The following is an 11,743-nucleotide window of genomic DNA, read 5'->3' as shown; positions in this document are numbered from 1 at the left end:
GCCGAAGGCGCCTCCTGCCCGCAGGGCCGCAGCGCAGCTCGGGAGCACGCGGCCCGAAGCCAGGAGGCCCCCCAGGGTCGACGCCCGCGAGGGCCGCCATGAGCACGCGGCCGACCATGCCTGAGGTCGTCGGGAGGCCTGATGGGATTCAATAATCCGGGAATCCCGTGGCGGGAGTTCGAGCGGCGGCTCTCCTGGGGCTCTCGTCCGCCCGTGGGCGAACCCACGCCGGAACCGGCCGTACCGCCCGTGCGCCTGCCACGCCGTACGGGGGGATGGGCGGAGCTGCACTGCCACTCGTCGTACAGCTTCCTCGACGGCGCCTCCGGCCCGGAGGAGCTGGTCGCCGAAGCGGTACGCCTCGGCGTGGAGGCGCTGGCCGTCACCGACCACGACGGCATGTACGGGGCCGTGCGGCTCAAGGAGGCCGCGAAGGGGACGGGCGTGGGCACGATCTTCGGCGCGGAGCTGAGCCTCGACCTGCCCGCCGCCGCTCCGGGCGAACCCGATCCGGGCGGGCGGCACCTCCTCGTCCTGGCCCGCGACGTCGAGGGGTACGGGCGGCTGAGCGCCGCGATCAGCCGGGCGCAGCTCGCCGGCGGGGAGAAGGGCCGTCCCGTCTACGACCTGGCCGACCTGGCGAGCGCGCACGATGGGCACTGGGTGATCCTCACCGGCTGCCGCAAGGGCGCGGTGCACGCGGGCGAGGACCCGGAGTCGGAGCTGCGGGCGCTGATCGAGATGTTCGGGCGGGAGAACGTCTTCGCCGAGCTGATCGACCACGACCAGCCCCTCGACGACGCGCGCAACGACGCCCTGTACGAGCTCGCCCTCCGTACCGGCGTCAGCGTCGTGGCCTCGAACAACGTGCACTACGCCGCGCCGAGGGACGCCCCGCTCGCGCAGGCGCTCGCCGCCGTACGGGCCCGGCGCGGCCTCGATGACATGGACTCCTGGCTGCCCGCGACCGGCACCGCGCACCTGCGGTCGCGGGAGGAGATGGCGGCGCGGCTCGCCCGCTTCCCCGGCGTGCTGGAGCGGACGGTGGAGCTGGCCCGCTCCTGCATTTTCGACCTGGACCTTGTCGCGCCGAACCTGCCGGACTGGCTCGTCCCCGACGGGCACACCGAGGCGACGTGGCTGCGGCACCTCGTCGCCGAGGGGGCGCGCGAGCGGTACGGGACGCAGCGGCAGGCGCCGAGGGCGCACCGGCAGATCGCGCGGGAGCTGAACGTCATCGAGCAGCTCGGCTTCCCCGGCTACTTCCTGATCGTGCACGAGATCGTGGAGTTCTGCCGGGACAACGACATCCTGTGCCAGGGCCGCGGGTCGGCGGCGAACTCCGCGGTCTGCTTCGCCCTGGGCATCACCGGCGTCGACGCCGTGAAGCACAACCTGCTGTTCGAGCGGTTCCTGTCCCCCGGCCGCGACGGGCCGCCCGACATCGACCTGGACATCGAGCACCGGCGGCGCGGGGAGGTCATCCAGCACGTCTACGAGAAGTACGGGCGTGACCGGGCCGCCCAGGTCGCCAACGTGATCACCTACCGGCCGCGGATGGCCGTCCGCGACGCCGCCCGCGCGCTCGGCTTCTCCCCCGGCCAGCAGGACGCCTGGTCACGGCAGCTCTCCCCGCACGAGCCGCTCCCGCCGGACGGCATCCCCGAGGCGGTCACCGCGCTGGCCGACCGGATGCAGCGGCTCCCCCGCCACCTCGGCATCCACTCCGGCGGCATGGTCATCTGCGACCGGCCGATCGGCGAGGTCTGCCCGGTCGAGTGGGCACGGATGCCGGGCCGCAGCGTGCTGCAGTGGGACAAGGACGACTGCGCCGCCGTCGGGCTGGTCAAGTTCGACCTGCTCGGCCTGGGCATGCTGGCGGCGCTGCACGACACGTTCGACCTCGTCGGCGAGTTCCACGGACGGCGCTACGACCTGCACAACATCCCGCCGGACGACCCCGACGTGTACGCGATGCTCTGCGACGCCGACACGGTCGGGGTGTTCCAGGTCGAGTCCCGCGCGCAGATGGCGACGCTGCCCCGGCTCAAGCCCAAGACGTTCTACGACCTGGTCGTGGAGGTCGCGCTGATCCGGCCCGGCCCGATCCAGGGCGGTTCGGTCCACCCGTACCTGCGCCGCCGCAACGGGCAGGAGCCGCCGGACATCCCGCACCCGCTGATGAAGAACGCTCTGGAGCGCACCATGGGCGTGCCGCTGTTCCAGGAGCAGATGATGCAGCTCGCCGTGGACTGCGCCGGATTCACGCCAGCGGAGTCCGACGCGCTGCGGCAGGCGATGAGCTCCAAGCGCGCGCCCGAACGCGTCGAGCGGCTCCGCGACCGGCTGCTGAACGGCATGGCCGAGCGCGGCATCCCCGCCGGGATCGCCGAGGAGGTGTACGAAAAGATCCTCGGCTTCGCCAGCTTCGGGTTCCCCGAGTCGCACGCGCAGAGCTTCGCCCACTTGGTGTACGCCAGCGCGTACCTGAAGCGGCACTACCCGGCGGCGTTCACCGCCGCGCTGCTGCGCAACCAGCCGATGGGGTTCTACAGCCCGCAGACGCTGCTCGGCGACGCCCGCCGGCACGGCGTACGAGTTCTCGGCGTCGACGTCAACGCCAGTCCCGACCAGGCGACCCTGGAGGCGCCGTACACGCCCGCCGGCGATCTCCCGCACGCCCCCGCCGGGCCGCAGCCCGCGATCCGCCTCGGCCTGTCGGCCGTACGGAACCTCGGCGAGGACGCCGCGAAGCGGATCGCCGCCGGCCGGCCGTACGAGGATCTGGAGGACCTGGTGCGCCGGGTACCGCTGTCCACGGCGGCGCTGGAGGCGCTCGCGACGGCCGGGGCGTTCGGCTGCTTCGGCCTCGGCCGCCGCGAGGCGCTGTGGGCGGCGGGCGCGCTGTCCCACACCCGCCCGGACCACCTGCCCGGCACCGCGCCGGGCACCACCGCACCCGAACTGCCCCCGATGACCGTCATCGAGCAGACCATCGCCGACCTCTGGGCCACCGGGACGTCTCAGACCCACCCGATCGCGCACGTCAGGGAGGCCCTCGACGAGCGCGGCGCCATCCCGCTGGGCGCGGTCAAGGACGTGCCGGGCGACACGAACATCCTGGTCGCCGGGGTCGTCACGCACCGGCAGCGCCCGGGGACCGCCAACGGCGTGATCTTCTTCAACCTGGAGGACGAGACCGGAATGCTCAACGTCCTGTGCCGCCCGCAGATCTGGGAGCGGTACCGCAACGTCGCCTTCCAGGCCCAGGCCCTGCTCATCCACGGCCGCCTCGAACGCCACGACGGCGCGGCCAACCTCATCGCCACCCGTTTGCAGCGCCTTCCCGTCGCCACGATGACCCGCAGCCGCGACTTCCGGTGACCACATCGGCCACCGCCTTTACATTGTAGATCACTGCTCGAGGACCGTTCACTCAGCGGTGAGCCGCTTGCTCGCCGGCACGCTCCCGGCCGGCAGCGGGTCGAGCAGCCGATGGGGCTCGCGCAGCCCCATGGCGACCGGGTCCGTGCGCGCCCCCTCCTCCGGGGTTCCCACCGGGATGACCATGACGTCCTGCGGTTCGGGAACCACGCCGCACGTGGCACAGCGAGCCGTGAAGTCGAGCGGCTCACCGCAGGCCACGTGCGTGAACACCCGGCGGGACTCACGATCATCAGCCGCGTGGGCCTCACCCCAGGCGCGCAGGGCGTACAGGGGCGGCCACAATGTCTTCCCCTTGGCCGTCACCTCGTACAGGTGGCGCCCGCCGTGCTCGGGATCGGGCCTGCGTTCGAGCAGGCCGGCGTGGACCAAGGCGCTCAGCCGCGTGCTCAGCACCGTACGCGGCGCGTCGAGGTGAGCGGAGAAGTCGTTGAACCGGCGGACGCCGTAGAAGGCGTCGCGCATGACCAGCAGCGTCCAGCGCTCACCTACGACCTCAAGCGCGCGCGCCAGCGAGCAGTCCTGATTCTCGTAAGTACTGGGCAACACACGGCCATGGAATCACACGAATCCACGAGAGTCCATTGAATGGATCTGTCCGAAGGTCAGCCCTTGCCCAGCAACTCGCGCACGTGCTGGACGATCTCCTCGTTGGTGTAGGCGTGCCCGCCGATGCCCCAGCCGCCGGGCACCGCCTCGGTCAGGGTGACCCAGGTGCGTTCGGCGAGGGAGGGGTCCCCGGCGGCCGCTGCCACCAGCTCCGAGATCTCCTTGACCAAGCCGAGCTGCTGCTCCCGGTCGAGGGCGCCGGCGTTGGTCGTGACGGCGACGCGCACGTGGTCGTTGCTGCCGCCCGCGGTGGAGAAGCCGTCCGCGTCCAGCTCATGGATGAAGGCGGCCGTGTTGTCCGTGAAGAACGGGATGACCGGAACCTTCTCCCAGCGCATGATCGCCTGAGCGAGATCCTGAGCCAGACCCTTGCGGTCCTTGATGATCCCCTTGGTGGCGTAAACGTCAATCATGGGCATGCGATCGATCCTCGCTTTGCTGAGTGGGGTGGCCGCCGCGCCGTCTCATGGACGACGTGCTCGCCGATGCCGCCGGACGCGCCGGTCACCACGGCGGCCCGGCCGGAGAGCTGCGGGACAGGGGTGAAGTCATGCGGCCTTCTCCACGAGAGCGCACGCCTGACGACAGCTGTCGGAACCTCATCGTTCCTGCGCGGTGCCGTACGGCAATCCCGCGTGGTACGTAGTGTCGGCTCGAGGAACACCACGTACGGCGGCCGGCGCACGACCGCGGCCGCGTCGCCCTCGGGCTCAGGCGGTCGGGTAGAGGAGATCCAGGGACCCGGACAGGGCGGCGCGCACCCGGCGGGCCGTGTCGTCGACGAGTACCTCGGGCTCATCGCGCGCGATGGCGTCCATGGTCTGGGCGGCCACCTCCGCCGGCTCCGTCTTCGGGGCCTCGACGCCCGCGGTGGCATCGGTGTCCACCCAACCGACGTGCACACCGACGACCAGCGTGCCCTGCTCCCTGAGGCCGAGGCGCAGCGCGTTCGTCAGCGACCACTCCGCCGCCTTCGACGCGGCATAGCCGGGGAACCGCGCGTTCGCCCGCCACGAGGCCACGGAAAGCATGTTCACCAGGGCTCCGCCACCGTTGGCCGCGAGCACCGGGGCGAAGGCCCGGGAGACGGCCCATGCGCCCAGATAGTTCACCTCCAGCTCCCGCCGCGCACCGTCCAGGGAGCCCTCCAGAAGGCCCGGCCCGGCCTGGATACCCGCGTTGTTGATCACGATGGTCACGTCGGACGCCGTCGCCGCGGCGGCCGTGATCTGGTCGTGGTCGGTGACGTCGAGTCGCAGCGGTTCCAGTCCGGGCTCCGCGAAGTCCTCCGGCCTGCGGACGCCCGCGTACACCTTCGCGGCGCCCCGGGCCAGCAAGGCGCGCGAGAACGCGAGCCCGATCCCGCGATTCGCTCCTGTCACCAGCGCGACCGATCCCTCGATCTCCATGCTCGGGCACCTCGTTTCCCGGGTTGCTGGTTGTTTCGGTACGGCGCCGAATCCCCGTTCGTGGCTCGACGGTGACCACATTCATGATTCTGCCTTCGCCGGGTCGCTCACATCACGTGGGGCCCGTGGTGTGGCCAGGCGGGTGACTACGTGGGGCCGGGCCCGCGTGGTGCGTCCCCGCAGGTACTACGAGCGTCGCGGGATGCCGTACGAGGCGGTGCGCAGACTCAGGTCGGATCGGCTCGGCATCACGAGCCCTGGCCCGAGGTGATGTGGTCGCGTCGCTTGGGCAGCTCGCGCCGGGAATGGACGTCGAGTTTCCGGAACACCTTGCGCAGGTGGTAGTCGACGGTGTGCACACTGAGGAAGAGCTGGGCCGCGATCTCCCCGTTCGTGGCCCCGCCCGCGGCGAGCCGGGCCACCCGCGCCTCCTGCGGAGTCAGTGCGTCGCCACCGCCGGGTGCACTCCCGCCGGTCGGCAGCGCATCGCCGGCCGCGGACAGCTCCTGCGCCACCCGGGCCGCGAAACCCTGCGCGCCCATGGTGGCGAACAGGTCGTAGGCGAGGCGCAGTTCGTGCCGTGCGTCCTTGGTACGGCGCTCCCGGCGCAGCCATTCGCCGTAGAGCTGGTGGCTGCGCGCCCGCCGCAACGGGCCGCGGGCGTCCGCGTGATGCCGGATGGCCTGCAGATACAGGTCCTCGGCCGCGGACGGGTCGGCGGTGGTCAGTGCCCGGGCACGGGCCAGGTCACCGAGCAGGCCCGGAACGGGCGTCCGCTCCGCCAGCCCGGACAGGAGTTCCAGCAGGCCCGACGCCTCGTCCGGGCGGCCGCAGCGTGACGCGGCCTCGACCAGGTCGACAACGGCGAACTTCAACTGGGACGTATCCCCGACCCGGCCCTCCAGACTCAGGAACGCCTCCTCATACCGGCATTGGCTCAGCTCGACCACACACCGGGCGTAGTCCAGGAACACCAGTTGGTAGCCCTGCCCGGTCCCGGCGGCATGCTCCCGCACCGCCTCCGTCAGCGCGCCCGCCTCCGCGAACCTGCCCCGCCACGCCGCGATCAGCAGAGAACCGAGGAACGACTGGGAGCCGCGCGCCTCCTCCAACGCCGCCCGTTGGTCGAACAGCCGCTCCGCCTCATCGAGACGCCCGGCGATCAACTCCGAGAGCGCGGTATGGCTCAGGGCCAGGGCCATCGGGATCACGGCGCCCTGCCGCCTCGCCTCGCCGTGCAGCCGCCAGGCCAGATCGTGCAGGGCGATGTCGTCGCCGAGGACGGTCGCGTGCGAGCAGGCCGCGGCGAGCCACTGGAACAGCTCGGGAGCCGTGGACTCCTCCTGCCGTACCGCGTCGATCGCCTGCCGCAGCCGCACGGTCGCACGGCCCAGCCCTTCGAGGTGGACGGCCGTGTCGGCCTCCAGCACCACGTCACCCGTGGTGGCGGGCACCCCGGCGGGCAGCGGCAGCGCACGCGCCGTCTCCGCCACGCTCGACCGGGACGCCCCCTGCGGTGCCAGCGAACCGCTGATCTGCGCCTGCACCAGCGCCTCCACGAGGATGTCCCGGGCCGGCCGGATATCGACCGGGCCCAACTCCCTCGCCGCCGCCAGCAGCGCGTACGTCGCCGCGGCCGGGGCTCCGGACAGCCGGTGGATGCGCGCCTGCACCCGCTGCACCAGCCCGCCGTGAGACCGGTCCCCGCGATACGCGGCCGCCTCGTCGAGCAGCGCCTGCGCCCGCCCCGGCGAACCGGCCACCGCGCTCGCCTCCGCCGCCTCCAGCAGGCGCCGGGCCCGCGCGGCCGCATCGGACGACAGCGACGCGGCCCGCGCCAGCAGCGACGAACCGCCCGCCCAGTCACCCCGGTCACGAGCACGTACGGCGGCCAGGTCGAGCTCGGCGGCCACGACCTCGTCCGGATCGGTCGCGGCCGCCGCCAGATGCCAGGCGCGCAGGTCGACCTCGCCGAGATCCGCGGCGACCTCCGCCAGGACGGCGTGCACCCGTGCGCGCCGGGCGAGGGGAGCGCCATAGTAGACGGCCGAGCGGATCAGGGGGTGCCGGAACCGGACCGTCTCCCGGATCCACAGCAGGTCGCGCTCCTCGGCCACCGCCGCGGCACCGGCGTCGAAGCCCAGCTCCGGGCCGGCCCGCCACAGCACGTTCGGATCACTGGTCGGATCGGCCGCACAGGCCAGCAGCAGCGTCCGGGTCTGCGACGGCAACGCCAGCACCTCACGCAGATAGACCCGCTCCAGCGCCCGGCCCAGGGGCACGGGCTCCGGCAACGCCGCCTCACCACTGAGCTGGCCGGCGCTCAGCTCCCTGGCCGCTTCGATCAGAGCGAGGGGATTGCCCCCGGTCGAGGCCACGATCCGGTCGCGCACACCGGGATCCAGGGCCCCGGAGACCGCCGATTCCAGCAGCCGCCCCGCCGCCTCCGCGCCGAGGCCGGCCACGGGCAGCTCGGGGAGTCCCACCAGGTGATCGACGCGGTCGACGTGGTCCCGCACCGAGAACACCATCGTCGCGGAGTCCGCGTGCAGCCGCCGGGCCACGAACGCCAGCACCGCCGCCGATTCCTCATCCAGCCACTGGGCGTCATCCACCAGACACAACAGCGGCCGGTCATCCGCACGAACGGCCACCAACCCCAGCGCGGCCAGCCCCACCAGGAACCGGTCCGGCGGGCTCGTCCGCTCCTCGAGCCCGAACACCTGGCACAACGCCTCACGCTGCGGATCCGGCAACTTGAACAGCTGAGACAGATGCGGCCTCAGCAACTGATACAGCGCGGCGAACCCCAGCTCGGCCTCGGACTCCACCGCGTCGAAACGCACGACCTCGAAATCGGCGGCGGCCCTGGCCTGAAGAAAATCGAGCAGCGCACTCTTCCCGGTTCCCGGCCCGCCCCGCAGGACCAGTACCCCGCTCATCCCGCGCCGGGCGTCATCCAGCGCCGTCGCCAGTCGACCGCATTCCTCGTCCCGCCCGAACAGCTCGTCCACTGGTCAACCCCTAGGGCCGGCTTCCGCTGCTCCCCGGCACGCGTGAGTCCAGTCACCGGATCCGTGTGCCCCATATTGGCCAGCCCTGGGACCTTTGTCCAGTTGTCCCCGCGGCCCGTAGTGCAGGGTGGCGGACCACGCGAGCCACGGGCTTGATCGCCTTGCCCGCGCCCAGGTCCCTCAGGGACAGAGCGGCAGGCCGGCGACCCTGCCGCCGCCGTTCATCCGGCCGCAGACCGGTTCGTACTTCGGAGTGCCCGTGCCGCCGACGGTGACCCGGACCAGGGTCAGTCCCCGGTTACCCGGCCCGTTCACATCGTGATCGTCCTTGGTGAAGTCGACGGCGCCGGTCGCCGCGTTGTCCCACCGGCGTGACCTGAGCTCCAGCAGGACGCTGCCCGACGTGACCGCCCGGCTGCCCTGGATCAGCGATCCGCTTCGCAGCGGGACGTCCAGGTCCGTGAACGCCTTCTGTGCCGCCTGTGCCAGCACGGATGTCGCGTCGTAGGTCAGCGCCATCTGACCGTCCGCCAGCAGCGTCTGGTTCGTCGGGCTCACGCCGAGGTTGGTACGGGCCAGCGTGAAGAAGGGGTTGTAGCGGTCCCGGCCGTCGGCGGTGAGATTGCTCGGATAGGTCGCGCTGGTGAAGTAGACCCGGATGCCCGGCGGGAGTATGACGTCATGTGGGCCATTGCCGAACCGCGCCCGCGCGACCTCGTCACCGCCCAGCAGCGTCAACGGTCGCTGCTTCGCACAGCCCCCGTCGCCGAGATTGTTGATCAGGTTGTACAGATCCTCCGCGCGGCCGGCGAAGTAGATCAGATCGAAGGGGTCGCCGGAGGCCGCGGCGCAGGCGGTCCTGGTCTGCCCGCCGATGTCGTCGGCGCCGCTGTAGCTGACCGTCGAGATGCGTGCCGCGGACAGCTGACGCTCGGCGTCGGCGGCCAGTTCGGTGCTGTACTGGTCCTTCGTCGCGCCCGGCTGCCGCGAGACGATCATCACGTGCGACGCGGGCCGGCCGCCGAGCGCCTGCCGCGCGGCGTACGACGCGAGAGCCGCCTCATCATGGTCGGTGGAGGCGAGCCCGTAGTAGTGCGAGAGCTTCGGGAGCACGTCCGAGGAGTTGACGGTGCCGAGCACCGCCAGCCCGGCGTCGTTCAGCCGTCTTATCGCATCCTGCGAGGCGTCGGTGTTGCGTTCCATGCCGACGACGCCGACCACCGTCGGATCTCGCCGCGCCCGTGCGAGGATGATGTCACTGACCTGCCGGGAGAAGTTCATGTTCTCGCCGACGTTGACCGGCAGGAGCCTGACCTTCAGCCTGTTCCCGACCGCGCCGGGCTGGCCGGTCCGGTTGTTGCCCACCTGAGCGAGGTACGCGCCGGCCAGCGACCGGATGCCGCTCACCACGCTCTGGTCGTGTCCCTCGGCCGCGGTGAGGATTCCGGCGTACAGCACGGTCACGTACGGATGGTGCTGTCGCAGGACCGTCCGGTTCTCACGGTCGATTCGGCTCTCCAGGTCGGCGAGGGTGAACCTGCCCTGGGAGAGGGCCAGGTCCGCGTCCTCTCGCGGCTTCATGCGGTTGCCGTCGACTCCGATGCTGGTGGATCCGCGTTCGAAGCGGACACCTCGCGTGGCGATGCCGACGCACTCTCGGCTGCCGTCCGCATCGGTGAGCAGCCGCGAGTCGGTGTTGCCGGAGAAGGGAAAGCCGACCTGGCAGTACCTGGAGGCCAGCCGGGCATGGAGGTACGGCACCCCGACCGCGATCACGAGCAGCGCGGCCAGGAGGGACCGTCTGGACCACAGCCACGTCCAGCGCGGCCGGTGCCGCACCGGCAGCGGGCTCGGCGGATTGCGGCCCGGCCGCCTGGGCGGAATCGGCAGGCGCAGCACCCAGGGCAGCGCCACCTGCTGGCTGGGCGCCTGCGCGATCCCCAGCGACGCCTCCCAGTCGTCGTAACGGTCGTCGATCGAGACGTCGGTCTCATGCTGCGGGGCCGCCAGCTCGTCGAGCTCATGACGATGCGCGTGGTCGACGGAGGCGATCACCACCAGCGGGTGCAGCTCGCTGCGGCGGCTGCGGATGTCACTCATCGCCGACAGCAACTCCACGCCGCCGTTGTCCTTGGTGACGCCTTTGAGGAAGACCACGGGCGGCACCGGACGTTTGAACCCTCGAAGGTTCGGCGACAGCCTGCTATGGGCCGACCGCAGGTCTTCGAGGAACGCGAAGCACTTCAGCTGCAACCGGAACTTGTCGGCATCGCGCTTGGCGGTCATGCGGCCGAGCACCCGCTTCAGCCGCCCGTCGAACCCCTCGCCGCCGAGCACGGCGAAGAACGAGGAAGTGGCGAACCAGCGGTACCGGCCTCCGAAGCCCACCCGGGTCAGGATGGTCAGCCAGGTCCGCGGCCTCAGCAACAGGGCGAGTAGCAGCAGCAGGACCAGCAGCAGCGCCGCGCTGATGAGCAGGACGGGGAGTGCCACCTTGTCGGCCAGCCCCTGCGCGAAGCCGCCCAGCAGAACCGTGGCGGTGACGCCGATCGCCGACCACCAGACCGGCGCCCTGCCCGGGCGCAGGGTCGAGGAGAACGACGCCGCGGCGGCGTTCCACTCGTCGGCCGGGCTCGTGTCATTCTCATCGGCGCGTGCGATGGCCCGCTCAAGTGACTTGACCAGGTCGGAGCGGGGGAATTTCAGCGGCCCGAACTCGGGACGAGCCGATCGCCAGGCACCGGATTCGGACATCGTGTCGAGCAGACCGAGTTCGGCGTCTTCCGCCACGGTGTCCAACGTGGGGCTGATATGCGGGATCCGCGCCTCGACGGCCGCCTGCTCCAGCGCGTCGACGTAGGCGCCGACGTCGGCACGCGGATCGGCCGCCTCCAGGGCGACCACGGGGAACGGCCGGCCGGTCAGGCGCCAGGGATTCACCGTGGTCAGTGAGCCGAACAGGACGAGAAGCCGGCGTCCCTCCTCCGTGTTGAGCACATATCCTTCCGCGGCCTCACCGCCCCGCGTCATGCCCATTCGTAAGCCCTCCGTCGCAACATGTGATCAAGCCTAGGCGCGAAAAGCGCATTACAAAGGCATGTGTCCTTTATCGGCCCCTTGTCCTTCTGAAAGCACACCGAAGACGATGGAGATCCCGCCAGACACCTGCCGGCGCCACGCCTTTACGTTGTAGATCAATTAACTTGGCTTACCGCCCTGGCCCGACCCGGCCTCTACGATCAGAAGAGGAGGACAGGGCGATGACCA

At 71.3% G+C, this 11,743-nt stretch carries 6 protein-coding genes; 1 reads left to right on the top strand and 5 read right to left on the bottom strand.

The annotated features are described in order from the left end of the window. Positions 1–141: 141 nt before the first annotated feature. On the top strand, positions 142–3,384 hold the full coding sequence (locus ABEA24_RS20200; RefSeq protein ID WP_345432493.1) for an error-prone DNA polymerase: 3,243 nt from the start codon (positions 142–144) through the stop codon (positions 3,382–3,384). Positions 3,385–3,432: 48 nt separating this feature from the next. On the opposite strand, the gene ABEA24_RS20195 is transcribed toward ABEA24_RS20200, so the two are convergent. The 5 genes from ABEA24_RS20195 to ABEA24_RS20175 all read right to left on the bottom strand — a co-directional run bounded on the left by ABEA24_RS20195 (position 3,433) and on the right by ABEA24_RS20175 (position 11,473). Beyond that, a complete protein-coding gene (locus ABEA24_RS20195) occupies positions 3,433–3,993 on the bottom strand; it encodes a winged helix-turn-helix transcriptional regulator (RefSeq protein WP_345432492.1) in 561 nt (186 codons plus the stop codon). Positions 3,994–4,049: 56 nt separating this feature from the next. Then, a complete protein-coding gene (locus ABEA24_RS20190; protein ID WP_345432491.1) occupies positions 4,050–4,472 on the bottom strand; it encodes a tautomerase family protein in 423 nt (140 codons plus the stop codon). Positions 4,473–4,763: 291 nt separating this feature from the next. Next, entirely contained in the window at positions 4,764–5,462 is a 699-nt protein-coding gene (locus ABEA24_RS20185; protein ID WP_345432490.1) for an SDR family oxidoreductase, read from the bottom strand. A 248-nt stretch (positions 5,463–5,710) separates the two neighbouring features. After that, positions 5,711–8,476 carry a helix-turn-helix transcriptional regulator gene (locus ABEA24_RS20180; protein ID WP_345432489.1) on the bottom strand — a complete coding sequence of 922 codons (2,766 nt, stop codon included), beginning with the start codon at positions 8,474–8,476 and terminating at the stop codon, positions 5,711–5,713. A 180-nt stretch (positions 8,477–8,656) separates the two neighbouring features. After that, on the bottom strand, positions 8,657–11,473 hold the full coding sequence (locus tag ABEA24_RS20175; protein WP_345432488.1) for a type 1 periplasmic-binding domain-containing protein: 2,817 nt from the start codon (positions 11,471–11,473) through the stop codon (positions 8,657–8,659). Positions 11,474–11,743: the final 270 nt, after the last annotated feature.

Source organism: Actinoallomurus vinaceus (assembly GCF_039542055.1).
In the GTDB taxonomy this organism is placed as follows: Bacteria; Actinomycetota; Actinomycetes; order Streptosporangiales; family Streptosporangiaceae; genus Actinoallomurus; species Actinoallomurus vinaceus.
The sequence above is the reverse complement of the archived record's forward strand: the minus strand, read 5'-3'. Positions and strand labels throughout refer to the sequence as shown.

Excerpts from the sequence above, each read along its gene's own strand:
- ABEA24_RS20200 (WP_345432493.1), top strand. The coding sequence starts at position 142 with ATGGGATTCAATAATCCGGGAATCCCGTGGCGGGAGTTCGAGCGGCGG.
- ABEA24_RS20190 (WP_345432491.1), bottom strand. The coding sequence starts at position 4,472 with ATGCCCATGATTGACGTTTACGCCACCAAGGGGATCATCAAGGACCGC.
- ABEA24_RS20185 (WP_345432490.1), bottom strand. The coding sequence starts at position 5,462 with ATGGAGATCGAGGGATCGGTCGCGCTGGTGACAGGAGCGAATCGCGGG.